This is a genomic window from Pseudomonas sp. Z003-0.4C(8344-21) (assembly GCF_900104975.1).
Classification (GTDB): domain Bacteria; phylum Pseudomonadota; class Gammaproteobacteria; order Pseudomonadales; family Pseudomonadaceae; genus Aquipseudomonas; species Aquipseudomonas granadensis.
In genome coordinates this window covers 4,716,772-4,743,698 of sequence record NZ_LT629756.1, presented here as the reverse complement: position 1 = coordinate 4,743,698, position 26,927 = coordinate 4,716,772, and the positions used below count along the sequence as shown (strand labels likewise).

The following is a 26,927-nucleotide window of genomic DNA, read 5'->3' as shown; positions in this document are numbered from 1 at the left end:
GCTGCTAAACCCGATCACTGAACATTCAGCGACCGCACCACAATAGAACCCGACCCCAAAGCGCACAAGCCGGCGGATTCTGGCTTGGCTGTAGGCAATGGCGCAAGGATTTGTAGCCTGGAAGGCGTGTCTGGAGGTGTCTTTTAAACGCCTTCGTTTAAATCGAAAAGTTGCGCCGAATCGGATGGCCTCTTCGCGAGCAGGCTCGCTCCCACATGGGAGCGCGGTCAACCAAATGTGGGAGCGAGCCTGCTCGCGAAGGGGCCAGGAGCTGGCCGCGTTAGCCGGCGATAGCACAATCTCAATTGACCGGTCTGAGGCACCATGCCCAGTATCCGATGTCCCCGTCGTTACGGCAGAGATGTCCGCCACCTCTCCAGACGTAATATCCCGCATTGCCACTACATGCTCTGGTGTCGCACATCCATGTTATCCAGCCAGAATGTAGCGGCCAGTACACGTCATTGGAATAGACCTCGTACATGGCATTAAAGAAATAGGTCAACGGTTCTGAACCATAAATCTTATCCTTCCAGCGTACTGCGGCGCCGTGATCCATCGAAACTCCAGACACGTCCAGTCGGTAAATATTCCTGACATCCACGTTGTAAGAAAATGAGCTGAACCTGTCTTGCACGGTGATGTAGGTATTGCCGTTACGCAAACCGGTGACTTTCCCGTTGCCGTCAACGGAGGCCACGTTCGGATTACTGCTCGTATACCTGATCGGGGGCACCCCTGTGGACGGGACAGCAGCACGGATTTGCGTGTTACCTAGGAAGTCCTTACTGTGGGCCCATGCATAAACTCTCGCTCCATGCAGGGCCATGGCGCTGTTGTTGACTTGCAATGCTTTGCGCAGCGTGAACGAGCGTAAAGGCGAGAGCAGCCGGTCGCCATAGAGTGCTCGAATCTGCACGACGGTCAGTACATCGACGGTTAGCTCCTCCAATAGCACTGAGAATTTGCCGTCCTTGTCCGTGGTCACCGTCTCCACCGACTCGCCATTCACCAGCACTTCAACCTGCTGCTCTATGCTCGCAGTCCCCTCAACCGTGATATCGGGGTCAACCGTCTGGTCGCTGTGCGGGATTTCCCGGTTCTGCGAGTCCTTGATGAGGGTAATGACCGGCTGCAGCTCAACCAGAGATTCGATCTGATATATCTGGTGAGGAAATTCCACCGGTTTGCCGCGCAGCCCCAGACGCACAGAAAATATCAATGTTGCCGTAGTGCCGTTTTTGAGATTTCTCAATACTTCCAGCGTCAGCGTTGACAGCTCCCGTATCAGCCCGGCGCTGGTGACGCTCGCCTCTGCGTTGATGATGACGTGACGAACAGCGTTGTCGTTGGCGTCGACGCCGATCAGCACAAGCGTCAGGCTCTGCGTGGGCCGTTGTCCATGCCAATGGTTGACCACCAGTTTGTCTGTGCTGGTCAGCTTTTTTACGTCCAGTATTCCGTTGTCAAAGCCAATGATCCGCGGCCTCGGAAACCTGGGGTCCTGATCTGCGATCAACTTGAAGGAAATCGTCGTTTCTGGAGATGAACCGATTTTCTTGCCGTCCAGATTCAAATTGTATTTGAATCGCACGGTTTCGCCGTGAAGGGCGGTTATCAGCTGTCGGTTCAGCAGAAAGGTGGCTTGGTTGGCCGAATCCAGCTCTACCAGCGGGAAACGATCAAATCCGAAGGGCAGGGGTGTGCACACCAGACGAACTTTTTCCGTCTCGGCATCGGGATACTCCACCAGCATGCTCGGCAGCGCCGCCAGGGGGTCAAGGGGATTAGTGAAGGGGTCTACGAGTGAGGGGGGCGGCAGGACAAGCTCCTTGGGATCGCCGATCTTCAACTCCGTGAGATCAGAAAAGATTTCCTTCTCACCGGGGTTGGTAATCGTGGCCTTTACGGCCAGTTTCGCGCTTGCGTAGGGCTTGATGTTTTCGCTTCCGATCTCGAAAACGATCTTTCTGGTGATATCAACTACAGTATGCCCCAATGAGAATTCGTTCCATTTGCCGTTGATGTCTGTTTTCCAGTGCATTCTGACTTCTGCGCCTTTTTTCAAGGGCCAGAAACTCGCGACCTCTACCAAGGCTATTACCGTATCCACCTCCAGTTTACCTTCCACCAGAGGAGTGACCACCGGTGCTCCCAATGACAGGGATTTGCCCGCAACGGTTACGTCAGCAGGCTTGGAGAGTTGGGGTTTACCTGCTCTGGTAAGAATATAGGTTGCTCGTAAACTTCCACCTATTACATTTTGGATGCGGAAATTTTCGACCGGAAAGTTCAGTGTCTTGCTGGCGACGGTAATCGTTTGAGAATAAGTATGAGTGACTCGCACGCTGTCCTTGGTGAACCCTTCAAGCGTCAAGGCAATCAGGTCGTTCACCGCAAAAGAGCCTGTGAGCAAAATGTTCGTCGGGCCGCCGGCAAGCAGGTCATGGTGCAGTACGTTTTCGCCATCGGACTGCTCGAAAATCGGCGCAGCCAGCAGAATAACGCCGGGTTTGAACGTCAGCATGAGCGCATCCGACCAGCCACTGGCGTTCTCTACAACGTCATAAGCGCACCAGCGCACCACCAGGCTATTGGTTTTTGGCAAGGTGGCGAGTAGCTGAGGCGTCAGCTCGAAAACGATGTCGGCCGAATCGTCGGTCACGACGCTCTCCAGTCGCAGCGAACCGAATGCAAGCACAACCGTATCGCCAATCCGCTGGTTGAAGTAGTGCTCGACCGTGCAATACATGCCCTCCTCGATGACGAGCTGATCGACGACGCTCTCCGTTGGGATCGGCAGCTTCAGACCCTGATTGAAAGGCTTGCCACCGTCAATATCCGCCTCGCCCGGTGCGGGGTGTTTGAACCAGAGCTGTGCGTGTGGCGATGGAAGCGATGTGTTGCCGCTCTTTCGCGTGACTTCGCTCCAGAAGTCCAGCCTTTGGTCTGTCAGAGGCGCAAATTTTTCCTCGAGAGTCTCCGCTGGAATATAAAACGTTACAGGCTTGGGCGTCAGTCCGTCGGCCTCGAAATCGTCCTCTGTCAGTTCGTCAAACCATACAGGCAGAGGCTTGGAGACGTCGGGCCTGTCGATGAATACTTTAATGAGATCGCCGATGGCTTGGCCAAGATACTCCGGGAGATAGCACCACAATCCCTCAGTATCGCTATACACCATGGCGATGTTGATGCCCAAGCTACCGTCTTCCTGTTTCTTGTAGCCGAGTGGGTTCGGCGGATAGACGGCCAGCACTCCGATGCCGGAATGGGGAGCGGGGGGGAATATTACGTACTGGGAGTCGCTCATGAATGCACACCTTCCGCAGTGGGCGCTGTCAGCGCCGATGCAGAAGAATTAACCATGCTGCGGTGAAGTGCGCACCTGTCAACTCTGACAGGTGCGGGCCGGTTTCAGATGGGCGGTAGCGAGGCAGGTCCGGAATAATTCACGTTTTGCGCGACGTCTTCTGCCGCAGAATATAAACCGTCACCAGCACCGCACTGGTCAACATGAACCCGCGTGCCCACAGCAGCGGCACCAGGTAGCATGAAAACAGAATGCTCGCCCACATCAGCCCGATCGCGTAGACCTTGGCCTTGAGCGGAATACCGTTGCCGTCGAGATAATCGCGAATCCATGGCCCGAGCCGTGGGTGCTCGACCAGCCATTGGTAGAAACGCGGAGAGCTGCGCGCAAAGCAGGCCGCGGCGAGCAGGAGGAAAGGGGTGGTGGGCAGGACCGGCAGGAAAATGCCGATCACCCCCAATGCCACGCTGAGCCAGCCGACGGCCAGCAGGATGTAGCGCAACATCAGGGAGCGGTTGCCTATGGGATTTTCCATAGGCCGGATCTTAGTGGTGACGTGGCTTGAGGATGGCCGGTTTTTCGTCGGGCGCGTGGCACAGCAGGTACAGCGCGGTCAGGGCTTCCGGGATCTGTACGATCATGTCGTCCATCAGATTGGCGTCCTTGGCGATGTCTTCGAATTCCGGCTGTTCGTCGAACAGACCCGAACCGACCATGATCGGCAGGAGCATTTCGCTGACTTCTTCCTCGGCGGTTTCGAACCAGGCGGCTTCACGCAGGAACACACCTTCCATGAAACCGATGCACCAGCCGCGCAGTTCGGAATCGTCCGGCTCATCACCGAGGTCCAGTTCGCAAGGCAGTTCGAATTCTTCATCGGACGCCAGTTGACGGGCGATGTGCGCCTTGAGGCCGATCAGCGTGGCTTCGATCTCTTCGCGCTGGGCTTCGCTGCTGTAGTGCGGCTCTTCAGCGAACAGGGCGTCGATCCATTCACGCTCCGGCACATCTTCGGAGCAGATCGACAGCGCGGTCAGGTAACCGTGGGCGGCCACATAATCCAGCGCCTCGTCGTGCAGCTCGTCGGCGTCGAGGAAGACTTGCAGGCGGGTCAGTTGCTCAGCGAAGGACATTACGGGGCTACCTTGGGGAATAAACAGTGCGAGAATTCTAGGCCTTCTTGCGCGCTCAAGCCAGCCGCCTGGCAGATTTGCCGCCAGTTACACAAAACCCTGCAGGAGTGAGCCTGCTCGCGATAGCTGTGTGTCAGTCACATAATTGCCGGATGTGCCGCCGTCATCGCGAGCAGGCTCACTCCTACAGGATCCGTGAAAGGCACAATTGGCAGTGTCTTATCAGCGGCACCCTGCGCAGGAGAGGCCTCGGGTATACTGCCGCGTTTTGCGCTCCCTGCCCGCATCTTGCTGGCCATGCAACGGCTTCTTACCTTTTGTTTAAGCAGTCGCGGCTGTTCTGACCCAGCCTGAGCAGGGATGTACCGGTAGATTTTTGGAGTTTCTATGCTCGAACAGGCTCAACGCGTCCTCAAGGACATCTTCGGCTACGACAGTTTCCGTGGCCGTCAGGGTGCAATCATTGAGCGTGTGGCCAGCGGCGGTGATGCGCTGGTGCTGATGCCTACCGGTGGCGGCAAGTCCCTGTGCTTCCAGGTCCCGGCGCTGCTGCGCGACGGCCTGGCGGTGGTGGTGTCGCCGCTGATCGCGCTGATGGACGATCAGGTTGCCACGCTCGAAGAACTGGGTGTGGCGGCCGCTGCGCTGAACTCGACCCTGAGCGCCGAGCAGCAACGCGATCTCGCCGCGCGGATCAAACGCGGCGAAGTGAAGATGCTCTATCTGGCGCCCGAGCGTCTGGTCCAGCCGCGCATGCTGGCGTTCCTGCAAAGCCTGGAAATTGCCCTGTTCGCCATCGATGAAGCGCATTGCGTGTCGCAGTGGGGCCACGATTTCCGCCGCGAATACCTGCAACTCGGCCAGTTGGCGGAGCTGTTCCCCAACGTTCCGCGCATTGCCCTCACCGCAACCGCCGACAAGCGCACCCGCGAAGAGATTGTCGATCGCTTGCACCTGCAGAACGCCGAACGCTTCCTGTCGAGCTTCGACCGTCCGAACATCTTCTATCGCATCGTGCCCAAGGAGCAGCCGCGCAAGCAATTGCTGGCGTTCCTTGCCGAGCGGCGCAGCGATGCCGGTATCGTTTATTGCCTGTCACGCAAGAAAGTCGAGGAAGTTGCTGCATTCCTCAGCGAGCAAGGCTTCCCGGCGCTGCCGTATCACGCCGGTCTGCCCAATGATCTGCGCGCCTATCACCAGAAGCGCTTCCTCAACGAGGAAGGCCTGATCATGGTCGCTACGGTGGCGTTCGGCATGGGCATCGACAAGCCCAACGTGCGTTTCGTTGCGCACCTCGACCTGCCGAAATCCCTTGAGGCCTATTACCAGGAAACCGGTCGCGGCGGCCGTGACGGTTTGCCGGCGGATGCGTGGATGGCCTACGGTCTGCAGGACGTGGTGATGCTCAAGCAGCTACTGCAGAACTCCGAAGGCGACGAACGGCACAAGCGTCTGGAGCAGCACAAGCTCGACGCCATGCTCTCGCTGTGCGAAGAAACCCGCTGCCGGCGTCAGACTCTGCTGGCCTATTTCGACGAAGACATGCCCGAGCCGTGCGGGCATTGCGACAACTGCGTCGATGGCGTGCAGACCTGGGACGCCACCGAGCCGGCGCGTCAGGCGTTGTCGGCGATTTTCCGCACTGGTCAGCGCTACGGCGTCGGGCATCTGGTCGATGTCCTGCTGGGCAAGGACAACGAGAAAGTCCGCAGCTTCGGTCACCAGCATCTGTCGGTGTACGGGGTCGGCAAGGCCCTGAGCGAGAGTGAGTGGCGCTCGCTGTACCGCCAGTTGGTGGCGCGCGGTCTGGCGGATGTCGATCACGAGGGTTATGGCGGTCTGCGCTTGAACGACAGTTGCCGGCCGTTGCTCAAGGGCGAAGTGACGCTGGAGCTGCGTCGCGATCTCAAACCGCAAGCCACCGCCAAAACCGCCAGCAAGAGCCCGGCCAGCCAACTGGTGCGCGGCGAAGAGCGCGAACAGTGGGAAGCCCTGCGCGCGCTGCGGCGCAAACTGGCCGAAGAACATGGCGTGCCGCCGTACGTCATCTTCCCCGATTCGACCTTGCTGGAAATGCTCCGCAGCCAGCCCACCTCGCTGGCGGAAATGGCCCGGGTCAGCGGCGTCGGCGCGCGCAAGCTGGAACGCTACGGCGATGCCTTCCTCGAAGTGCTCGGCGGCGAGGCCGAGGCGCCGAAACCGGTCGCCGACGTACGCCACGAACTGATCACCCTGGCCCGCGCCGGCATGACGCCATTGCAGATTGCCGGGCAGTTGCAGTGCTCGGAGAAGAACGTCTACACGATGCTCGCCGAAGCGATCGGCAAGCAGCAGTTGTCACTCGAGCAGGCGCTGGATTTGCCTGAAGAATTGATGGGCGAGGTGCAGGATGCATTTCTTGACGGGGAGGGCGAATTGCCGTCGGTTGCCGAGGTAGCTGAGTTGTTTGCCGGGCGGGTCCCGGAAGGTGTGCTTTATTGCGTGCGGGCGGCGTTGCAGTCTGAATTCGAGATGTAATCAGGCCCCTTACCCCTCATCCCTCACCCCAGCCCTCTCCCAGAGGGAGAGGGGGCCGACCGCGATGTCTGGCGTCATACATCGACCTGAACGCTCGAGTCGATTATGGATTCAGCAAAGCTTTGCCAGATCGGCGAATTTCTGAAGCATCCCCGTATCGGTCCCCTCTCCCTCTGGGAGAGGGCTAGGGTGAGGGGCTTTTGATCTTCAAGCAGTTGTAACGATTCAGTACAGACCGCCACTTGCCTATAACTGCCGCCCATGCTTAGCTGACTAATAATTAGATTTTCCGTATTTTCAGTCTATCCGTGAGTGTTTTATGCCGTTAACCGATCAACACCGCTTTGGCATGCAACTGGCCCATATGTCCCGTGGCTGGCGTGCCGAACTTGACCGTCGACTGGCCGGGCTGGGGCTGTCCCAGGCGCGCTGGCTGGTGCTGCTGCACCTGGCACGGTTCGAAGAGGCACCGACCCAACGTGAGCTGGCGCAGAGCGTTGGAGTGGAAGGGCCTACGTTGGCGCGCTTGCTCGATAGTCTGGAAACCCAGGGCCTGGTGCAACGTCAATCGGTGATGGAAGACCGCCGGGCGAAAAAAATCGTCCTCTGCGCACCGGCCCTGCCGTTGATCGAACAAATCGAAACCATTGCCACGCAACTGCGACGCGAGTTGTTCGATGGCGTCGACGAGGCGGATCTGAAGGTGTGCATGCGCGTTCACGCGCACATTCTGGGCAACCTGGAAAAGTCTTGAGGCACATCCACGTGCCGATTCTTGGAGAGATCGCGCTGAGCCGACTATAAGAACTACTGGGCAATATCGTGTTCGTACCGGATGTGCGAACGCATAGAAGTCGGTTTTGCTTATTTAAGGGATGCTCATGCTCGCAAGTCGGCACGTGGTACTGCGCAGCGCCAAATGGCTGCTGGTCGCTGGCGTATTCAGTTATTCGGCCTGGTCAATGGCGTTGGGGCTGGGTGACATCACCGTTCACTCAGCCCTCAATCAGCCGCTCAAGGCCGACATCGCCCTGGTTGACGTCGGTGGGTTGACGCAAAACGATCTGGCGGTGAGCCTCGCCACCGCGGAGGAGTTCGCTCAGGCCGGGGTCGAGCGAGTGTTCTTTCTCAATGACCTCAAGTTCATTCCGATCCTGCGTGGCCAGCGCCAGATGATCCGGGTGACCTCGAGCAAACCGGTCAACGAACCCTTTCTGAATTTCCTCGTGCAGATCAACCAGCCCAATGGGCGTTTACTGCGTGAATACACCGTGCTGATCGACCCACCGGGTTCGCCGGGTATCGTGCCGGCGACCGATGAGCCGGACCCCCGTGCACAATCCTCGGCATTTCCTACCGTTGAGCCCGTTACCGCGGCGCCACAGGCCGCTCAAGGCAAGCGCGAGGCGGCGCCTGCGGCAACGCCAGCACCGATTGATGACAGCAAAGAGCAATTGGCCGCCAGCGAATTGCTGAACCAGCAGTTGCAGAAAACCGTCGACGAATTGAACGCGAAGGTGCAAGCGCAGGATGTACAGATTGCTGACGGCAAGAAGCAGGTCACTGACCTGCAGACGCGCTTGGCCGAGCTGCAAAAAGCCCCACCGCCCACCGTTATCGCGCCCACGCCCGCACCAGCGGTCACGCCGGTCGAGCCTGCGGAAGACGGTTTGAACTGGCCCTTGCTTGGCGCACTGATGCTCCTGCTCGGCGCTTTGGCGGCGCTGTTCGTGCGCAAGCATCGTCAACAGTGGCGACGAGACGGCGAACCGCTGCCGCAGATGGCACCCCTTGCCGAGCCGCCAGCCGACGCGATGGAAGCTGCCGAGCCTGTCGCAACTCAAGTCAACGCCGATCACCGCGAAGAGCCGACAGCCGGAGATGTGCTGGAGGCCGTGGGGATCTATCTCGCCTATGGCCGGCTCAACGAAGCGGCGGGACTCTTGCGTGATGCCCTGCACAAGGAGCCTGAACGCCTTGACCTCGGCCTGCAATTGCTCGAAGTGCTCGGACGTCAGGGCGATAGCGCCGCGTATGAAGAGCAGGAAAATCACTTGCGCGAACTCGGTGTGGACGAACAGCCGTTACGCGAAACGCGCGCGCGCCATCCAAAACTGATCAACGCCGCGCCGCTGGCACCTGTATTGCCGATTGTCGGAGCCGCGCCTGTGGTAGCTGAACAATCGCCGCCCGAGCATGACTTCGAACTGAAGCTGGGCGAATTGTCGATGGAGTCCAGTTGGGACCTTGAAGACACCCGCCAGGCACCGTCAATCGAGAACGCCGACCTCGGCGCCGGCCTGGAAGTACTGCCTCAGGATTTCGAGCTGCCCGAACCGACGACCGGGGAAGAAGCGGAGCTTGAGTGGATTCCCGAACCGGATGCGCAGCCGCTGGACGATGACTTTCTCAATGAGTTCGCTGATCCGAAGCCTTCGATAGTGCTCGAACCGCTGGATCTGCAGGCGCCTGAACCTGGTGCCTCGCAGAAGCTGGAGCAGGCGCAAACCTGCATCGACGACGGCGACATCGACAGTGCAATCGCACTGCTCAATGAATTGCTCAAAGAGGGCGATGAACCGCTGAAGCAAACCGCACGCACGTTGTTGGCGGGAATTCGCTGATCTCTGACCTGTTTGTGGTGCGGCTGACTCCGCCATCGCGAGCAGGCTCACTCCTGCATGTGGAATGCATTCCCCTGTAGGAGTGAGCCTGCTCGCGATAGCGGATTGTCAGACCAAACCACTAGAACGTCTGCCCCAGATTCAGATACACCGCCTGCTCATCCGCATCATTCAAGCCATAACTGAAATTCAACGGCCCCAGTGGCGTATCAAAACCAATGAACACGCTGGCGGCATTGATATAGCCGCTGTCGAATTCATTATCGTTGTTCCACGCCCGACCGCGTTCCAGCGAGGCGCCGGCATACAACGGGAAGTCCAGCGGCAGATAGGCGCGAGGCGTCAGGCGACGGTAGAACACCGCGCGCATCAGGCTGATGTTCTGCCCGGAAATCGCGTCTTCGCGGAAGCCCGACAGCTGCCGCGCACCGCCAAGCAGGAAGCTCGACGTCACCACATTCGCGTCGTTGAGCGTGCGTCCATAGCGCCCGCCGAGGATCAGCGTGTCCGGCCCATGGCTCATGGCTTTATCGATCTTGAAATCCCACTGCCGATAACGCGTATCCGAACCGAGCCCCGGCTCGTACTGCACCAGGGTCAGGCTGATGTCCTTGCCCTCGTGGGGGAAATAGACGTTATCCAGCGAATCGTAGGAATACTTCAGCGCATAGAAACCTTCGTTGAAGTTTTCACTCGGCAGATCCTGATCACCAATTCGCACATCGGCCTTGCCCCAGGCTTCGCCGACGCCGAAGCGCACTTCGCCGTTGTTGCCGATCTGGCGCCCCAGGTTGAGGCCAAAACCGTAGCGCTCGACGCGATATTGCGCGATCGGGTCGTTATCCAGCACCGAATCGACGTTCTGCGCTTCGAACGACGCGTACGGCGCGACGAAATACCGCGAGCCAACGTCCAGCGGTTGATAGAACTCGCTGTACAGCTCCTGTTTATCGCCGATCTGCGCGCGGGTCAGCCATTCCGCGCCGAGGCGGTTGATGCCATTGACGCGGTAGCTGGCGCCGAGATTGAAGGCGCTGTCACCGCGCATGTCGTCCGACAGGTTGAGGCCAACGCGCAAATAATCGGTACCGCTGCGTTTGCCGCGGGCGCTGATCACGAGGGTGTGAGCGTCGCCCTTGTGCACCACGCGGTATTGCACCTGTTCGAAATAGTCGAGGCCGTACAGCGTGCCCATGTCCGAGTGCAGACGGCCCAGATCCAGCGGCTCACCGATGTGCTGGCGGATGTAATAGCGGATCACATCGTCATCGACTTTCGAGTCGTTCTCGACGCGGATCGCGGTGATGATCGGCGTGCGCTGGCCGGGTGAGCGCGCAGCGTTGAGTTCGGCGTCCTGGGATTGCGTGGGTTTGAGCACGGCGAGGCGCTTGTCGAGGATGCGCGTCGCGCGATAACCGGCGTCGATCATCTCCTGCGTCTTGCCGAAGTCGGTCACGCCGTAGGCGGCCAGTGCTGGCTGGATCAGCACGTCCGTAGATTTCAGTGCGGCCAGTTGTTCTTCGGAGTTGCTGCGGGTCATCAGGGTGATCGACTGATTCAACACGTCGACCACCGTGGCCAGTTGCTTGCGATTGCGCAGCGGCGTACCGATGTCGACCACGATGGCTACGTCGACGCCCATTTGCCGCGCGACATCGAGCGGAATGTTGTCGGTCATGCCGCCGTCCACGAGCAGCCGGCCGTCGAGTTCGACCGGGGCGAACACCGCCGGGATCGACATGCTAGCGCGGATCACCTGGGGCAAATGACCTTTGCGAAACACCACTTTTTCGCCGTTGGCAATGTCGGTGGCGACAGCGCGGAAGGGGATTGGCAGCTTGTCGAAGTCGCGGGTATCACTGGTATGCGCCAGCAGGCTTTCCAGCAGCAGCGCCAGGTTCTGGCCCTGGATCACCCCCAGCGGCAGGCCGAGGCTGCCGTCGTCGCGGAAGCTGAGTTTCTGTTTGACCAGAAAATCACGGTCGTCCTGTTTGCGCCGGAACGGCACGTCTTCACGCGGTGGCGCGTCGGACAGCGCCGCTTGCCAATCGATGCTCAAGGCGAGTTTTTCCAGCTCATCGACCTTGTAGCCCGAGGCGTACAAGCCGCCCACGACGGCGCCCATGCTGGTGCCGGCGATCGCGTCGATCTTGATGCCCTGTTCTTCCAGGGCCTTGAGCACGCCGATGTGCGCCAGCCCGCGTGCCGCGCCGCCGGACAGCACCAGACCGATTTTCGGTCGCGGCGCTTCGCTGGCATGAACGAACAGGGGCAGGAAACCAAGCAGCAGGCAGAACAGCAGACGGCGCATTGTGAGTCTCGGGGCAAGCGATAAAGCCGGCTATTATAGCGGCGCCCTCTGTCTCAGGAGTTTCAGCGAACATGACTGTCGCAAAAGCAGAAGTTGTCATCACTTATTGCACCCAGTGCCAATGGCTGCTGCGCGCCGCGTGGCTGGCGCAGGAACTGCTCAGCACCTTCGGCGACGATCTCGGCAAAGTGTCACTGGTGCCGGGCACCGGCGGGATATTCCACATCAGTTGCGATGGTGTGCAGATCTGGGAGCGCAAGGCCGACGGCGGTTTTCCCGAGGCCAAGGTGCTCAAGCAGCGGGTCCGCGACCGGATCGATCCGCAACGCGACCTCGGTCACAACGACCGCACTCAGTGAGACGCGGCCTCGGCGGCGACGGTTTTCTTCTCGGTATGCCCGGACATCCGCGCTGAGACAACGATGGCGACAATGATCAGCGCGCCGCCCAGCAACATCTTCGGCGTCGGGTTCTCATCGAACAGCAGCCAGGCGATGGTGATGCCGTAGACCGGCTCCATGGCGAACACCACCGCCGCCGTGCGCGCCTTTATCACCGCCAGACTGGCGACGAACAGACTGTGCGCAACCCCGGTGCAGAACACCCCGAGCAGGGCGATCCACAACCAGTCCAGCGCACGCACTGCGCTCAGTTGCGGCGCCGCGACTGGCAGCAGACACAGCGCCACCACCACGTTCTGGCACAGAGCCGCCTGTACCGCCGGAATCCGCCCGGAGCTGGCGCGGTTGGTCAGCGACAACAGCGAAAACAGCAGGCCCGACAACACCGACCAGAGCAGACCGATGGTCGCGCCACTGCCCAAATCAAAGCTCGGGGTGACCAGAATCAGGCCAACACTGACCAGCAGCACCAGCAGCATCTCGTTGGCGCGGATGCGTTCGCGAAAGATCAGCCCTTCGAGAATCACCGTGAAGGCCGGGAAACTGGCAAAACCCAACGTCGCAATGGCCACGCCGGCGACTTTCACCGAGAGGAAAAAACTCACCCAGTGCCCGGCCAGCAATACGCCGCTGAGCGCGAGGCGGCGCCAATCGAGCGCCTGCAGTTTCCGCCAGCCGTGCTGACTGGCGAACCGGGCAAAGAAGGCGAGGGCGAGTACGGCGAACGCGGCACGACCGAAGACGATCACCGCGGGCGAGGCGGCAGCGAGTTTGCCGAACACACCGGTCAGGCCAAACATCAAAGCGCCAATGTGCAGAGCGCCGAGGGCGGTACGCGGAGTCATTGCAATCCTTTATTTCAAATACGGTTTAATCGTGATCGTTGATCGTTCCCACGCTCCGCGTGGGAATGCCTCCAGGGACGCTCTGCGTCCAGTGACGCGGAGCGTCACGGGCTGCATTCCCACGCAGAGCGTGGGAACGATCAGATCATCTGCGGCAGCTATTGCATTGAACCGCGGATTGCCCGGCAAATCTGTCGGCAGGCTAGCGACTTTTGTCGCAGGAATCGCGGCGCAACTGACGCGGAGACGCGCCGAACTCACGCAGCACCGCAGCAGAAAACGCACTCTGCGAGGCATAGCCGACGCGGCTGGCGATTTCGCCGATCGGCAGCGGCGTGTCGCGCAACCATTGCACCGCCAGATGCAGGCGCCGACTGCGAATGTAGTCCATCGGCGTCTGCCCGCATTCGGCCATAAAGCGTGCGTGCAGACGTGCGCTGGACAACCCGGCGACCCGCGCAAGATCGGCGACTTGCAGCGGATAAGCGGCGTATTGCTCGATATGCGCATCCAGCGCGGCATAAGGCAGGCGGCGGGCAGCGAGTTCGGCAGGCCGCGCGTGGTTCAGACTGGCCAGCAGCAACACCGCGCCTTGCTGCGCAATCAACGGATCGGCGACCGGGCTGTTTGCCAGCCAACTGACCAACTGGCTTTGCCCCGCATCCAGCGACAACCGGCCCGGCTGATCGAGCAAGCGGCGACTGGCGTCGGCATGCTCACCGAGCGAGTCCGTCAGCCATCCTCCGTCGGGAACATCCAGCACCAGACACCGGCTACCGCTGGGGCTGCCACAAGCGTGATGGGCGCCGGCGGGGATCACCACAAAACTCTGCTGGCGCACTTGGCTGCCACAACCTTCGACTTCGAAATCCAGCGCACCGGAAAGCCCGAATACCAATTGTGCGTGGTCGTGGCTGTGCACGATCAGGTCGCGGGTGTAGTGACGCAGGGTGAGGATCGGTCGCATGGCAGGCAGTCTCCGCAGTGGTCGCCAGTCTACACCGACGTTGCCAGGATGCGTTGTCACACGACTGACTTGCGCTTGTCATGGTCGATTCACCGGGCCAGTGCACGATGGCGAAAACATCGCAGAGGGTTGCCCATGACCAGCGCCGAGCTCGCCAGACCCAGCCGCAAGCAACGGGTGCGAACCCTGTGGATTTCCGACGTGCACCTGGGCACGCGCGATTGCCAGGCGGAACACTTGTCGAAGTTCCTCAAGGGTTACCACGCCGACAAGATCTATCTGGTCGGCGACATCATCGATGGCTGGAAACTGCGCGGCGGCATGTACTGGCCACAGGCGCACACCAATGTGATCCGCCGGCTGCTGACGATGAGCAAGCGCGGCACCGAAGTCATCTACGTCACCGGCAACCACGACGAATTCCTGCGCCGCTATTCGAAACTGATTCTGGGCAATATCCAGTTGGTCGACGAGGCGGTGCACGTCACCGCCGATGGGCGCCATCTGCTGGTGATCCATGGCGATCAGTTCGACGTGATCACCCGTTATCACCGCTGGCTGGCCTTTCTCGGCGACTCCGCCTACGAATTCACCCTGACCCTCAATCGCTGGCTCAACCATTGGCGGGCGCGGTATGGCTATGGCTACTGGTCGTTGTCGGCGTACCTGAAACACAAGGTCAAAACCGCGGTGAGTTTCATCAGCGACTTCGAAGAAGCGATCGCCCATGAGTGCGTGAAGCGCGAGTTGCATGGCGTGGTCTGCGGCCACATCCACCATGCCGAGATTCGTAAGGTGGGCGAGGTGGATTACCTCAACTGCGGCGACTGGGTGGAATCGTGCACGGCGTTGATCGAGCACTGGGACGGCACGATCGAGCTGTATCGGCTGGCGGATGCGCAGGCACGTGAGGCGCAGCTCAAGGCGGCCAAGGTCACCGAACTCGCCTGATTCTCGGGTGGTTGAGAGGGCCTAATCGCTGGCAAGCCAGCTCCCACAGGGTTCCTGGATGCACACAAAATGTGTGAGAGATCCAATTCTCTGTGGGAGCTGGCTTGCCAGCGATGGGGCCAGAACAAACAACATCAAGCCGGGCTGTGTTGCTCCATCGCCGCCTTGTAGATCGAGTTCTTCGGCTGCGCAAACAGCCGCTCCATCATCGGCTCAAAGAAGCTCAGCGGCAGTGTGTCATACGCTGGATCAAATGCCGCCGCATCGTATCTGGCGCAGAACTCGGCGGTTGCCTGAAATTGCGGGTGCTCCTTGAATTGCTCGCGCAGGTGTCGATCCATGCCCAGGTGGTGGAAAAAGTAGTAACCCTGAAATACCCCGTGCTTCTCGACCATCCACAGATTTTCGGCGCTGACGAACGGCTTGAGAATCGCCGCGGCAATGTCCGGGTGATTATACGAGCCGAGGGTGTCGCCGATGTCGTGCAGCAGCGCGCAGACCACATATTCCTCATCGCGGCCATCACGAAACGCACGGGTCGCGGTTTGCAGCGAGTGGGTCAGGCGATCCACCGGAAATCCGCCGAAGTCACCTTCGAGCAACTTCAGGTGCGTGACGATCCGCGCCGGCAGCTGTCTGGCAGAAGCGCTGAAGTCAGCGGCGATGATCGCCCAGTCTTCTTCGGTGCCGTCCTTCATATGGGTAAAGCGGGCAGTGGCATTCACGGGCAGAGCTCCTTCAGAACGCTACGCGACCCAGAATCATGTCGCGGTACATGACGAAGTCACCGAGCAGGCTGTACAGCGGGTGCTGGAAAGTCGCCGGTCGGTTCTTTTCAAAGAAGAAATGCCCGACCCAGGCGAAGCTGTAGCCGGCCAGCGGCAGGGCCAGCAACAGCAGCCACGCGCCTTTGGCGATGGTCAGAGCGAGGATGAAAATCACCAGGCTGGTGCCGATGAAGTGCAGGCGCCGGCAGGTGCTGTTGCTGTGCTCGCTGAGGTAATAGGGGTAGAACTCAGCGAAGCTGTTGAATTGCTTTACGTTTTCCACGACTGCGATCTCTGTGGTTATTGTTCTGGCGACGAGTTGTGCGGCGGGTAGCCTATTTGAGTCTAGAGTGATCATGGGGGTGGGCCAGTGACAATCGGCGCCACTTTAGTATCCTTCGCAAATCGGGCCGTAACATGCAGCCCATCATGTATAAGAAAAACGCCATGAGCGAACGAACGACTTCTGCAAGCTGGGCGATGGGGATTGTCAAAGCGCTGGAGATGGACGGCCTGGATTGCCGGGTTCTGTTCAAGCAACTGGGGCTCGATTACGCAGCGCTGGATGATCCGGATGCGCGTTTCACGCAAGACTCCATGACCCGGCTTTGGCAACGCGCGGTCGACTTGTCCGGTAACCCGGCGATCGGCCTGAACATGGGCAAGGTGGTGCGACCGGCCTCGTTTCATGTCGCCGGTTATGCGCTGATGTCGAGCAATACCCTGGCCGAAGGTTTTCAACGGCTGGTGCGCTATCAGCGCATCATCGCCGAAAGTGCGGACCTGAGTTTTCGTTTGCTCGATGAAGGTTACGGGCTGATTCTGACCGTGCATGGCGATCACCTGCCGCCGACCCGGCAAAGCGCCGAAGCCTCGCTGGCCTGCGCACTGGCCCTGTGCGGCTGGCTCAGCGGGCGCCCACTGCACCCGGTCAAAGTGCTGCTGCAGGGCGATCAACCCGCCGACCTCGAACCGTATAAACAAGCCTTCCACGCGCCGCTGGTGTTCGGCGCGCCGTACGACGCGCTGATTTTCAAGCGCGCCGACATGGAAGCGCCGTTGCCCACCGCCAACGAAGCGATGGCGCTGTTGCATGATCGTTTTGCCGGGGAATATCTGGCGCGGTTTTCCGAGAGCCGCGTGACGCACAAGGCACGGCAAGTGCTGTGCCGCTTGCTGCCGCAGGGCGAACCCAAGCGCGACACCGTGGCGCAGACCCTGCATCTGTCGCAGCGCACCTTGCAGCGTCGCTTGCAGGAGGAGGGCACCAGTTTTCAGCAATTACTCGACGACACTCGCCGCGAACTTGCCGAACAGTATCTGGCGCAACCAAGCATGACCTTGCTGGAAATCGCCTACCTGCTGGGCTTCGCCGACCCGAGCAATTTCTTTCGCGCCTTCCGCCGCTGGTTCGACACCACGCCCGGTGATTATCGGGCGCGGTTGCTGCAAGCGCCGAACGCGGTCAGTGACGCCAAAACGCCGGAATACACAGCACAAACACCGTAATGATCTCCAGTCGGCCGAGCAGCATGCCGGCCGACAGAATCCATTTGGCCGCATCCGGCAGGGTGGCGAAGTTGCCGGCCGGGCCGATGGTTTCGCCCAGTCCCGGACCGACCCCGGACACGGTGCTCGCCGCGCCGGTCAGCGCGGTCATCCAGTCGACGCCGAGCAACGACAGCAGCAAGGCGATCACACAAATGGTGATGGCGAAGAAGAACGAAAAAGTCAGAATCGAGCGCACGATCTCTTCATCGAGGCGATGACCGTTGTACTTCTGCTTGATCACTGCCCGCGGGTGAATCAGTTGATTGAGGTTGGACTTGAGCAGGATATAGGCGACCTGAAAGCGGAAAATCTTGATCCCGCCCGCGGTCGAGCCGGAACAGCCGCCGACAAAGCCCAGGTAGAAAAACAACATCAGCGAAAAATTGCCCCACAGGCTGTAGTCGCCGAGGGCGAACCCGGTGGTAGTGACCACCGACGTTACGTTCAGCGCCACGTGGCGCAGCGCTTCGAGCCAGTGCAGCTTGGTGGTCCACCAGTACCAGGTGCCGAGCACCAGCCACGTCACCAGCAACATCGCCAGCAGACCCTGCACCTGTTGATCGCGGATCAGCGCTTTGCGATTGCCGCGCAACGTCGCCACGTACAGGGTGAACGGCAGGCTGCCAAGGATCATCACCACGACCGCTACCCAATGCACCGCCGGCTGCGTCCATTTCGCCAGCGACTGGTCGGACGTGGAAAAACCGCCGGTGGAAATCGCCGACATCGCGTGATTGATCGCATCGAACGGGCTCATCCCCGCCCACCAGAACGCGAGGCTGCCGAGGATGGTGATGCCGACGTAAGCCGCCACGATCAGCCGCGCCACCATGTGTGAGCGCGGCATGACCTTTTCCGAGCGATCCGAAGATTCGGTCTGGAACAGGCGCATGCCGCCGATGCGCAGCAGCGGCAGAATCGCCACCGCCATGCCGATAAAGCCGATGCCGCCGATCCAGTGCAGCATCGAGCGCCACATCAGGATGCCCGGCGACATGGTGTCCAGACCGTTAAGCACGGTAGAGCCGGTGGCGGTGATGCCCGACATGCTTTCAAAAAACGAGTCGGTGTAGCTGATGTGCTGGGTCAGCAGAAACGGCAGCGCGGCAAAAATGCACACCACCAGCCAGCTGCTGACGGTCAGCAGATACATGTCTCGCGGGCGCAGGTGAACGTGTTCCGGACGGCCGGGAATCACCAGTGCGAGGCCGGCGACGAAGGTGATCATGCTCGCCCAGAGGAAGGACGGCAGGTCGCTGGTGCGCTCGAAAATCACCAGGGTGGCCATCGGCACGACCATGGCCACAGCCAGGGTAATCAGGAAAATGCCGATGATGAAACCAATGGTCCGTAAGGTCGGCAACGCCATGAAATCCGCTCGGGCTGATGGAAGAAGGGCGCCATTCTACCTGCGGGGCAGGGCATGTAAACCGGCAGGCGCTGCACAGTTAAAGCTAGAATAGCCGCACATTTTTCAAAGGAGGTGGCCGATGCAGGCTCTCGACGCGTTGCTCAACCGTGTTTCCGTTCCCCGACTGGTCGAACCGGCCCCCACTGCCGAGCAGCGCGAAGCCCTGTTTGGCGCCGCCTTGCGCGCGCCGGATCACGGGCATCTGCAGCCGTATCGTTTCCTGACCGTCGAAGGCGCCGCGCGTGAGCAAATGGGCGAGTTGCTGGCCGAGGCTGCGCAAATGCAGGCTGGCGAAGTCACCGAAGCGATGATCGACAAGGCCCGCAACGGCCCGCTGCGTGCGCCGCTGGTGGTGGTGGTGATTGCGAAATTGCAGGAACACGTCAAATACCCGAAGGCCGAGCAATTGCTCGCGGCCGGGTGCGCGGCGCACGGGATTTTACTGGCGGCGTATGCGCAGGGGATTGGTGCGGTTTGGCGGACTGGGGATCTGGCTTATTCAGCGCATGTTGCCAAGGGGTTGGGTTTGGCGGAAGGGGAGGAGGTGATTGCGTTTCTTTACCTCGGCACGCCGCAGAAAGAGCCGCGGGTGGCTGAGAAAGTTGATCTGGCTGAGTTTGTCAGTGCCTGGCCTGGTAAAGGCTAAAGATCAAAAGCACCCTCACCCTAGCCCTCTCCCAAAGGGAGAGGGGACTGATTGGGGGATGCTGTAGAGGTTCGCCGTCCTGAGTGATTTTCGCTGAATCCAGAGTCGACTCAGACGCAGGACGTGTTGTTTTTGCGGATCCACAATCGACTCAGACGCAGGAAGTGTTGTTTCTGCGAATCCGGAGTCGACTCGGTTTATCAGGTCGACGTGGAACGTATGACACCTCGGTCAGCCCCCTCGCCCTCCGGGAGAGGGCTGGGGTGAGGGTGGCTCTTATGGCTGCACCACCGCACCCGGAACAAGCGGCAATTCCAGACTCGCCACAAACCCACCCTGCGGATGATTCGCCAATATCAGCGAGCCGCCATGCCGCTCCGCCGCCCTCTTGGCAATCGCCAGACCCAGCCCATGCCCGGCCGCTGTCTGCCCCGGCGCCCGGTAAAACGGCTCGCCCAATTGACTGAGATGCTCAGCCTGCACGCCCGGCCCGTGGTCGCGCACGCTGATGACAATTCGCTCGCCCTGAAGCGAGGCCTGCAGTTCAATCGGCTGCTCCGGCGGATTGAAGCGCTGGGCGTTGCGCAGCAGATTATCCACCGCGCGCTCGATCATCGTCGGCCAGCCTTTCAGATGCAGTTGCTGCTCAGCTTCGAGACGCACGGTCTGTTCCGGCGAGCCCAGTTGCGCATCTTTCTGCAAGGCGCCGAGCAGCGCATTCAGGTCCACCTCTTCGGCACTGGCGTTGTCGGCATCGACCCGCGCCAGCACCAGAATTTCACTGATCAAGGCTTCCAGCCGATCGCATTCGCGGGTCAGCCGTGGCCAGAGTCTTTCCCGTTCTTGCGGATTCGCCCGTTCCGCCAGTGCCAGGGCAATGCGCAGCCGTGCCAGCGGCGAGCGCAATTCGTGGGAGACATCGCGCAGCAACTGGCGCTGGCTGCCGATCAGGCTTTGCAGACGCGCGCCCATACGGTTGAAGTCGGTGGCGAGGACGCCGAATTCATCGCGGCGGTTGGCCAGTTTGGCCAGGCTGTTCTGCTGATAAGTGGTTTGCCCCAGATCATGCACCGCACCGCGTAAACGGCTGAGCGGTCGGGTGATCGAGAAAGTCACCAGCAGACTGAACAGGGTCAGCACCACCAGCGCGATGCCCAGCGCACTCAGCGGCCAGAGCAGGCTTTCGCGGTGCCACGCATCGAGTTCCGGGTGTGGTATGCGGTAGATGAACAGATAAGTGTCACCGGTTTTTTCACTGGTGATTTCATCGGTCAGACGCCGCCACGGCAGGCGGCGGTCGTCGTTGTTCTGCCGTGCTTCGAACGCGGCGGCACGGCGCGGGAAGGTGCCGCGTACTACCGGGTCGCCGGTTTCATTGAGCACTTGAACGTCGATGTGATACTGGCGTTTGCGCTGTTCGAGGATGTCCTGCGCGGCTTCTTCGCCCTGGGCTTCGTAGGTTTGCGTCCATTCACTGGCCAGCGTATTGAGGCCGGGATGGCGGCTGAGAATCCACGCGTCCTGGTTGAGCATGTGCCCGAGCAGAATCGACAGCCCCGCGACCAGAGCAATGGCCAGCCAGAAACTCGCGAGAATACGCCAGAACAATGAACGCACAGAAACTCCTCAAACAACACAAAAACCAATGCAGGAGTGAGCCTGCTCGCGATGGCGGTGTATCAGCCAATTCATACTTGTCTGACGCACCGCTATCGCGAGCAGGCTCACTCCTACATCTGGATCATTGAAAACAGGCCCGACGGCGTCAGCCGTCGGGCCCAGGGTCAAACCATTATTGCGCCTTTTGCGCCTGCTGCGCTTTCCACGCTTTGAACTCGGCCCATTCGGCGCGGCGTTCGGCGCGCTTTTTCTGGATCTCGTCGAACTGCTTCTGTTGCTCCGGTTTCAGCAAGGCGCGGACATCGGACTCGGCTTTCTTGTGGTTGGCCGCGATCTCGTCCTTCATGGCTTTCTGGTCGGCCGGCGAGAGTTTCTCCAGGTACTTGTCGACCACTTGCTTACGCTCGTGCATCTGCTCGCCCATGATCTTGCGGATCTGCTCGCGCTGTTCGCGGGACAGGTCGAGCTGGCTGTACGGGCCCTTGCCGTGCATGCCACCGTGCATCTGACCCCCGTGGCGCGGACCGTCGAGCGGGCCACCCATCGGACCGCCATCCTGTGGCATGGCCATGGCCACGGTTGGCAGAGCGGCAGCGAACATCAGAGCGATAAGAGTCTTGCGCATGGTGTATCTCCTTGTCTCGTTCCCGGTACGTTCCGGATGAGTGCAGATTACGCAGATCAAGGTCAGCGGCGGTCAGTACAGCGTAAAGCTTGGGTAAAGACGATTTGTCATCGAGCTGACATACCCCAAAGGCTTGAAGATCAAAGGCAACGTCAAAAGCCCCTCACCCTAACCCTCTCCCGTAGGGAGAGGGGACTGACCGTGCGGGATGCGAGAGTCACACCGACATGACATACCGAGTCGAACACAAATTTTGAAAAGCCCAAAGATCGGCTCCCTCTCCTGGGGGAGAGGGCTGGGGTGAGGGGCGAATCCACCACAAATCCCAAACCAACCACCCGCTTCTAACCACTCAACAATGAGCGTTAGCTCGAGTGCCCTTGATCTTGATCTTGCCTAACCAGCGACATCGGAAGGCTGAGTGGAGGGATTGATCCGGGCGTGGGAGCGCAGCGACCGTACGACGAAGTCGTACACAGCGGAAGGAGGTGCAGCGAAGCAAACCGTAGCCGCTGCGCCCGGAGCGATCCCGGAGCGAAGGGACCCGAGCTTGCGAGGGCCGTACGTAGGAGCAAAGCCTTTTGGTTCCTTTTTGCTGGGCCGGCACTCCGGCGTTTGAAAAAGGGACTCGCCGTAAGGGCGAAACCCTAAGCCGCCGTTACCGCAGCAACGGATATGCACTCAAAACGCACCATAGCCAGCTACCCGCACAGGCAAACTGCGCCGACTCAAAGGCTGTAGTAATAACCCCGACTCCGCAACGCAACGATCCGCGGCCGTCCGTCCGGGTGAGGGCCGATCTTCCTGCGCAAATTGCTGACATGCATGTCGAGGCTACGGTCATACAGCGTCAACTTGCGCCCAAGGGCAATCTGCGCCAGTTCCTGCTTGTCCAGCGGCTCGCCAGGCTGCTTGAGCAAGGCTTCGAGCAAGCGGCTTTCAGAAACGGTGAGGGTCTGTTCTTTTTCATCGATGCTGACCACACCGCGCACCGGACTGAAACTCAAATCACCCAGCTCAAGCTGCGTCGACACCGCCGCCGGGTGGCTACGGCGCAACACGGCGCGCAGGCGTGCAGTCAGTTCGCGCGGATCGCAAGGCTTGGCCAGATAATCGTCGGCGCCCAGCTCCAGACCGAGGATGCGGTCCAGCGGCTCGCCGCGGGCCGAGAGCATCAGCACCGGCAGATCGGCGTGATCGTTGCGCAATTGCTTGAGCAGTTCCAGACCGCTGCCGTCGGGCAGCATCACGTCCAGCACCACCGCCGCCGGAGCGGTTTCGGCCAAGGCCTTGCGGGCACTCTGACCATCGTGGCAGGCGCGCACCTGGAAGCCTTCCTGGCTCAACCAGCTACTCAGGAGTTCACACAACTCCTGGTCATCATCAATCAATAACAGCTCGCTCATGACTCACTCAATTTAGCCATTGCCGACGTTTTCGGCTTGCTCCACTGGCAAAGATACCGCAGAGCAGCGCCAATAGCGCTACCCCGGCGCCCGTGACGAACCACTGTTGCTGATCGGTCAGCAGACGCGGCAGCGGACTGGCCTGCGCTTCCTTGAGTTGCAGCTTCAGGCGCTGGTTCTCCTGGCGCAACCGGGCAAGCTGGGCGCTTTCACGGGTGTTGTCGGCATTTTGCAGTTGTTTGCTCAGTTCTTCTCGTTGTTGCTCGCTGGCCTTGAGGCGCTGCTGCAACTCGGTGATCTGGCTGCCGGCACTCAGCGAAAATGGCGTGGAACTGCCGCCATCAGTGATTTCCTCACCATGGGCGGGCGCCATGATCGACAACGTGACCCACATCAGACACAACGGACCCTTGCGCATCGCGACACCTGTTTGCAATGGATATTGGGCAGGTTGTCGGCAGGCAAACGAGAATAATGAGCGATTGAGAACGCGATGAACCGACAAGGTTCATCGCGTGGGGACAGGCTTAAGGCAGGACTTGCTTGAACGGCTTGACCACGACATTGGCGTAGACGCCGGCAGCGATGTACGGATCGGCGTCCGCCCAGGCCTGCGCGGCGCTCAGCGAATCGAATTCGGCGACGATCAGGCTGCCAGTGAAACCCGCAGCGCCCGGATCATTGCTGTCGACCGCCGGGTGCGGGCCGGCGAGCACGATGCGGCCTTCGCCCTTGAGCGCTTGCAGGCGCTCCAGATGCGCCGGGCGCGCGGCGAGGCGGGCTTCGAGCGAGTTGGCGACGTCGGTGGCAATGATGGCATAGAGCATGTCAGTCCTCGGTTTTTGGTGTTGTGGTATCGGCGTCGTGCAGGTGACGCGACAGGTAAACGCCCTGTGCGACCAGGAACAGCACGGTCATGCCCAGGCTGCCGAACACCTTGAAATCGACCCAGATGCTCTGGAAGGTGAAGGCGACGAACAGGTTGGCGGCGCCGCAGAACAGGAAAAAACCGATCCAGGCGATGTTCAGGCGCGTCCAGACCGGGTCCGGCAGGGTCAGCGCATGGCCCATGATGCGTTTGATCAGCAGGCGGTCACCAATGAAGTGACTACCAATGAAGGCCGCGGCGAACAGCCAGTTGACCACCGGCGCTTTCCATTTCAGGAAGGTTTCGCTGTGGAAGGCCAGGGTCAGGCTGCCGAACACCAGGCAGGCGATCAGGGTCAGCCATTGGCTCTTTTCCAGCTTGCGCTGTTTGATGAACAGCGCGCCGTAGACCACCAGGGAGCTGATGATCAGCATCGCCGTGGCGCTGTAGATACCGCCTACGGTCACTTGCTGGCCGGCGATATCGACGACCCGTGGATCAAGTTTGTAAACGATGAAAAACAGCAGAAGCGGGATGAAATCGATGAATTGTTTCACAGTGAGAGCCAGAAGCTGGATGTGGCGGCATAATAACAAACATATGGGCGCGCGATAGCGCCAGCTGATTTGAGGTTACAACTCCCCGTGAATGTTGATTTGCACTGCCACAGCACGGCCTCCGATGGCGCCCTGGCGCCTGCGGTTCTGGTTGCGCGTGCGTTCGAAAACGGCGTGCAAGTCCTGGCGTTGACTGACCATGACACCCTTGAAGGCCTCGCCGAAGCGCGCACGGCCGCCACTGAACTGGGCATGCAACTGATCAACGGCGTCGAGTTGTCCTGCACCTGGGGCGGAGCGACCATTCATGTGCTGGGATACGGTTTCGACGTCAACGCCGCACCGTTGGTCGAAGCGATCGCCAAATTGCACGACGGTCGCTGGCTGCGGTCGGAAGAAATAAGCCGCAAACTCGCCCTCAAGGGCATGCCCGGTGCCCTCGACGGCGCCCGGCAGATCCAGCAGGAACTGGGCGACAGCGGCAACGCGCCGGCCCGTCCGCATTTCGCCGACTGGATGGTGCGCGAAGGTTACGTCAAGGATCGCGCCGAGGCATTTCGCAAATGGCTCGGCGCCGGCAAGCTCGGTGACGTCAAGTTGCACTGGCCGACACTGGAAGACACCGTCGGCACGCTGCGCGCCGCCGGTGCCTGGGTCAGCCTGGCGCACCCGTGGCACTATGATTTCACCCGCAGCAAGCGCCGCAAGCTGATTGCCGACTATATTCAAGCGGGCGGGCATGCCATTGAAGTGGTCAATGGCTATCAGCCTGCGGAACAGGTGGGCAGCCTGGCGATCCTTGCCCGTGAGTTCGGTCTGCTGGTCAGCGCCGGCAGTGACTTCCATGGCCCTGGCGGCTGGTCCGAGATCGGCCAGTACCGGCCGGTTCCCGAGGACCTTCCACCCCTGTGGTGTCGGTTCAAACATGACCCAGTTATTGCCGCCGTCTGAACAGGTAGAGAATGTGAGTCAATTTTTCCAGATACATCCGGAAAACCCGCAAGCGCGCCTGATCAAACAGGCGGTCGAGATCATCCGCAAGGGCGGGGTGGTGATCTATCCCACGGACTCTTCCTACGCGATCGGTTGCCAGATTGGCGACAAGACCGCCATCGAGCGCGTGCGCCGTTTGCGTCAGCTCGACGAGAAACATAACTTTGCGCTGATCTGCAGCGACCTGTCGCAACTGGGCAACTACGCCAAGATCGACACCGGCACGTTCCGTATTCTCAAGGCGCATCTGCCGGGCCCGTACACCTTTATTCTCAACGCCACCCGCGAAGTACCGCGCCTGTTGCTGCACCCGAAAAAGCGCACCATCGGTTTGCGCGTGCCGAGCCATCCGATCGCGCTGGCGCTGCTGGCCGAACTGGGCGAGCCGCTGATGAGCGTAACGCTGATCATGCCGGGCGATGAAGACCCGCTCAGCGATCCGTACGAAATGCGCCAGTTGCTCGAGCATCAGGTTGATCTGATCATCGACGGCGGTTTTGGCGGCATCAAGGCGTCCACGGTGATTGACCTCACCGGCGACGACCCGGAAGTAGTCCGCGTTGGTTGCGGCGACCCGACGCCGTTCATGGTCGAGGCCTGAATGTCCGCAGTGGAAACCGTCGTCGATCCACAGGCCGGCGCCCAGCAGGAACTGCCGTTTGCCATGGTCTATGGCCAGGCGGTCATGGAAATGCCGCTGGATCTGTACATTCCGCCGGATGCGCTGGAAGTCTTTCTCGAGGCCTTCGAAGGCCCGCTCGACCTGCTGCTGTACCTGATCCGCAAACAGAACATCAACATCCTTGACATCCCGGTGGCAGAAATCACCCGCCAGTACATGGGTTATGTCGAGTTGATGCAGTCGGTGCGCCTGGAGCTGGCTGCCGAGTATCTGGTGATGGCGGCGATGCTCGCCGAGATCAAATCGCGCATGCTCCTGCCGCGCGCCGAAACCGTCGAAGACGAAGAAGACGACCCGCGCGCCGAGCTGATCCGCCGCTTGCAGGAGTACGAACGATTCAAGGCCGCTGCCGAAGGTATTGATGGCCTGAGCCGTGTCGGTCGTGATGTGATCGTGCCCAAGCTCGATGCCCCGGAAGCGCGGGCGCGCAAGCTGCTGCCCGACGTGGCGCTGGAAGAGATTCTGATGTGCATGGCCGAAGTGTTGCGCCGTGGCGACATGTTTGAAAGTCACCAGGTCAGCCGCGAAGCGCTGTCCACCCGCGAGCGCATGAGCGATGTGCTGGAGCGGCTCAAGGGCGGCGGTTTCGTGCCGTTTGTCGAGCTGTTTACCGCCGAAGAAGGTCGCCTCGGTGTGGTGGTGACCTTTATGGCGATCCTGGAACTGGTCAAGGAATCCTTGGTCGAGCTGGTGCAGAATGAGCCGTTCGCCGCGATCCACGTGCGAGCCCGAGCCGAATAAC

25 protein-coding genes are annotated in these 26,927 nt (G+C 60.3%); 10 read left to right on the top strand and 15 right to left on the bottom strand.

The annotated features are described in order from the left end of the window. Nucleotides 1-301 precede the first annotated feature (301 nt). From BLU24_RS21390 to BLU24_RS21380, 3 genes are all read right to left on the bottom strand, one after another. Nucleotides 302-3,310 carry an Ig-like domain-containing protein gene (locus BLU24_RS21390; protein ID WP_093103606.1) on the bottom strand — a complete coding sequence of 1,003 codons (3,009 nt, stop codon included), beginning with the start codon at nt 3,308-3,310 and terminating at the stop codon, nt 302-304. 139 nt (nt 3,311-3,449) lie between these two features. After that, entirely contained in the window at nt 3,450-3,845 is a 396-nt protein-coding gene (locus BLU24_RS21385) for a YbaN family protein (RefSeq protein WP_093103604.1), read from the bottom strand. A gap of 10 nt (nt 3,846-3,855) precedes the next feature. Then, complete coding sequence (locus BLU24_RS21380; protein ID WP_093103601.1) at nt 3,856-4,443, bottom strand: UPF0149 family protein; 588 nt, start codon at nt 4,441-4,443, stop codon at nt 3,856-3,858. Between the two features lie 387 nt (nt 4,444-4,830). Between BLU24_RS21380 and recQ the strand changes: the two genes are divergently transcribed. The 3 genes from recQ to BLU24_RS21365 all read left to right on the top strand — a co-directional run bounded on the left by recQ (nt 4,831) and on the right by BLU24_RS21365 (nt 9,584). Beyond that, nucleotides 4,831-6,960 carry a DNA helicase RecQ gene (gene recQ, locus BLU24_RS21375; RefSeq protein WP_093103598.1) on the top strand — a complete coding sequence of 710 codons (2,130 nt, stop codon included), beginning with the start codon at nt 4,831-4,833 and terminating at the stop codon, nt 6,958-6,960. A 319-nt stretch (nt 6,961-7,279) separates the two neighbouring features. Then, entirely contained in the window at nt 7,280-7,714 is a 435-nt protein-coding gene (locus BLU24_RS21370) for a MarR family transcriptional regulator (protein WP_090282294.1), read from the top strand. Between the two features lie 127 nt (nt 7,715-7,841). Next, nucleotides 7,842-9,584: a FimV/HubP family polar landmark protein gene (locus BLU24_RS21365; protein ID WP_093106889.1), complete on the top strand. Its 1,743-nt coding sequence runs from the start codon at nt 7,842-7,844 to the stop codon at nt 9,582-9,584. A 121-nt stretch (nt 9,585-9,705) separates the two neighbouring features. Here the strand turns inward: BLU24_RS21365 and BLU24_RS21360 are convergent, their stop codons facing one another. Continuing rightward, the gene (locus tag BLU24_RS21360; protein WP_093103595.1) at nt 9,706-11,895 is read right to left on the bottom strand and encodes a patatin-like phospholipase family protein; all 2,190 of its coding nucleotides are present in this window, start codon (nt 11,893-11,895) and stop codon (nt 9,706-9,708) included. A 71-nt stretch (nt 11,896-11,966) separates the two neighbouring features. Between BLU24_RS21360 and BLU24_RS21355 the strand changes: the two genes are divergently transcribed. Next, nucleotides 11,967-12,254, top strand: coding sequence for a SelT/SelW/SelH family protein (locus tag BLU24_RS21355; RefSeq protein ID WP_093103592.1), 288 nt, complete (start codon nt 11,967-11,969; stop codon nt 12,252-12,254). Here BLU24_RS21355 and BLU24_RS21350 read toward each other — a convergent pair. Together BLU24_RS21350 and BLU24_RS21345 are read right to left on the bottom strand one after the other, a co-directional pair. Then, nucleotides 12,248-13,141, bottom strand: a complete 894-nt coding sequence (locus tag BLU24_RS21350; RefSeq protein WP_093103589.1) for a DMT family transporter — start codon at nt 13,139-13,141, stop codon at nt 12,248-12,250. The genes BLU24_RS21355 and BLU24_RS21350 overlap by 7 nt on opposite strands. A gap of 202 nt (nt 13,142-13,343) precedes the next feature. Beyond that, nucleotides 13,344-14,108, bottom strand: coding sequence for an AraC family transcriptional regulator (locus BLU24_RS21345; protein WP_093103587.1), 765 nt, complete (start codon nt 14,106-14,108; stop codon nt 13,344-13,346). 135 nt (nt 14,109-14,243) lie between these two features. Between BLU24_RS21345 and BLU24_RS21340 the strand changes: the two genes are divergently transcribed. Next, complete coding sequence (locus tag BLU24_RS21340) at nt 14,244-15,059, top strand: UDP-2,3-diacylglucosamine diphosphatase (protein ID WP_093103584.1); 816 nt, start codon at nt 14,244-14,246, stop codon at nt 15,057-15,059. A gap of 134 nt (nt 15,060-15,193) precedes the next feature. Here BLU24_RS21340 and BLU24_RS21335 read toward each other — a convergent pair whose 3' ends face one another. Continuing rightward, nucleotides 15,194-15,784 (bottom strand): HD domain-containing protein, encoded by a 591-nt coding sequence (locus BLU24_RS21335; RefSeq protein WP_093103581.1) that lies wholly within the window; start codon nt 15,782-15,784, stop codon nt 15,194-15,196. Between the two features lie 13 nt (nt 15,785-15,797). Beyond that, a complete protein-coding gene (locus BLU24_RS21330) occupies nt 15,798-16,109 on the bottom strand; it encodes a DUF962 domain-containing protein (protein ID WP_090282301.1) in 312 nt (103 codons plus the stop codon). 164 nt (nt 16,110-16,273) lie between these two features. On the opposite strand from BLU24_RS21330, the gene BLU24_RS21325 reads away from it, so the two are divergent. Further along, a complete protein-coding gene (locus tag BLU24_RS21325) occupies nt 16,274-17,335 on the top strand; it encodes an AraC family transcriptional regulator (protein WP_203421175.1) in 1,062 nt (353 codons plus the stop codon). Here BLU24_RS21325 and BLU24_RS21320 read toward each other — a convergent pair. Further along, nucleotides 17,292-18,746 carry a TrkH family potassium uptake protein gene (locus tag BLU24_RS21320; RefSeq protein WP_090282303.1) on the bottom strand — a complete coding sequence of 485 codons (1,455 nt, stop codon included), beginning with the start codon at nt 18,744-18,746 and terminating at the stop codon, nt 17,292-17,294. The genes BLU24_RS21325 and BLU24_RS21320 overlap by 44 nt on opposite strands. Nucleotides 18,747-18,867: 121 nt before the next feature. Here BLU24_RS21320 and BLU24_RS21315 point away from each other — a divergent pair, with 121 nt between their 5' ends. Then, nucleotides 18,868-19,434 (top strand): nitroreductase family protein, encoded by a 567-nt coding sequence (locus BLU24_RS21315; RefSeq protein WP_093103576.1) that lies wholly within the window; start codon nt 18,868-18,870, stop codon nt 19,432-19,434. Nucleotides 19,435-19,710: 276 nt separating this feature from the next. On the opposite strand, the gene BLU24_RS21310 is transcribed toward BLU24_RS21315, so the two are convergent. The 6 genes from BLU24_RS21310 to BLU24_RS21285 form a co-directional block, all read right to left on the bottom strand. Then, a complete protein-coding gene (locus BLU24_RS21310; protein WP_093103573.1) occupies nt 19,711-21,051 on the bottom strand; it encodes a sensor histidine kinase in 1,341 nt (446 codons plus the stop codon). Between the two features lie 175 nt (nt 21,052-21,226). After that, complete coding sequence (locus BLU24_RS21305; protein WP_090282306.1) at nt 21,227-21,679, bottom strand: Spy/CpxP family protein refolding chaperone; 453 nt, start codon at nt 21,677-21,679, stop codon at nt 21,227-21,229. A gap of 728 nt (nt 21,680-22,407) precedes the next feature. Then, on the bottom strand, nt 22,408-23,085 hold the full coding sequence (locus BLU24_RS21300) for a response regulator transcription factor (protein ID WP_093103570.1): 678 nt from the start codon (nt 23,083-23,085) through the stop codon (nt 22,408-22,410). A gap of 7 nt (nt 23,086-23,092) precedes the next feature. Beyond that, nucleotides 23,093-23,503 carry a translation initiation factor 2 gene (locus BLU24_RS21295; protein ID WP_090282308.1) on the bottom strand — a complete coding sequence of 137 codons (411 nt, stop codon included), beginning with the start codon at nt 23,501-23,503 and terminating at the stop codon, nt 23,093-23,095. 109 nt (nt 23,504-23,612) lie between these two features. Next, on the bottom strand, nt 23,613-23,912 hold the full coding sequence (locus tag BLU24_RS21290; protein WP_007919677.1) for a YciI family protein: 300 nt from the start codon (nt 23,910-23,912) through the stop codon (nt 23,613-23,615). Nucleotide 23,913: 1 nt separating this feature from the next. Continuing rightward, nucleotides 23,914-24,510, bottom strand: a complete 597-nt coding sequence (locus BLU24_RS21285) for a septation protein A (RefSeq protein WP_093103567.1) — start codon at nt 24,508-24,510, stop codon at nt 23,914-23,916. An 87-nt stretch (nt 24,511-24,597) separates the two neighbouring features. On the opposite strand from BLU24_RS21285, the gene BLU24_RS21280 reads away from it, so the two are divergent. The 3 genes from BLU24_RS21280 (at nt 24,598) to BLU24_RS21270 (ending at nt 26,926) form a co-directional block, all read left to right on the top strand. Beyond that, nucleotides 24,598-25,461 (top strand): PHP domain-containing protein, encoded by an 864-nt coding sequence (locus tag BLU24_RS21280; RefSeq protein WP_093103565.1) that lies wholly within the window; start codon nt 24,598-24,600, stop codon nt 25,459-25,461. Nucleotides 25,462-25,474: 13 nt separating this feature from the next. After that, a complete protein-coding gene (locus BLU24_RS21275) occupies nt 25,475-26,104 on the top strand; it encodes an L-threonylcarbamoyladenylate synthase (protein ID WP_016771124.1) in 630 nt (209 codons plus the stop codon). 123 nt (nt 26,105-26,227) lie between these two features. Further along, nucleotides 26,228-26,926: a segregation and condensation protein A gene (locus tag BLU24_RS21270; protein ID WP_172828192.1), complete on the top strand. Its 699-nt coding sequence runs from the start codon at nt 26,228-26,230 to the stop codon at nt 26,924-26,926. Nucleotide 26,927: the final 1 nt, after the last annotated feature.